This is a genomic window from Vibrio sp. 10N.222.48.A3 (assembly GCF_041475345.1).
Classification (GTDB): Bacteria; Pseudomonadota; Gammaproteobacteria; order Enterobacterales; family Vibrionaceae; genus Vibrio; species Vibrio tasmaniensis_A.
In genome coordinates, this window is the sequence record NZ_JBFRVX010000988.1 from 1 (window position 1) to 246 (window position 246).

At 41.5% G+C, this 246-nt stretch carries 1 pseudogene; it reads right to left on the bottom strand.

The features are described 5' to 3' along the window. A pseudogene (locus AB4653_RS22790) lies at positions 1 to 246 on the bottom strand (siroheme synthase); the annotation flags it as partial.

The window sequence follows — 246 nt, forward strand, 5'->3', positions numbered from 1 at the left end:
TACCAATAGATTAAACTCTACGCTTGCTGGTGGAATAAACACACACACTCGTAATTTCTCAGCTCTGGCTTGCTCAAGCTTGGTTGATAGCTCTCCGCTATTAACATAGCTCTCTCTTTCTGCATCTCGACGGCATAAGTCTATAAATTCGAATGGACAATCGATTGGTGAAAGTACTAGCTCTGCCTCTTGCATCAGACGTAAAGCCTTCATAGAAAGTAGCTCAACATCTTCTTCAAATTCGAT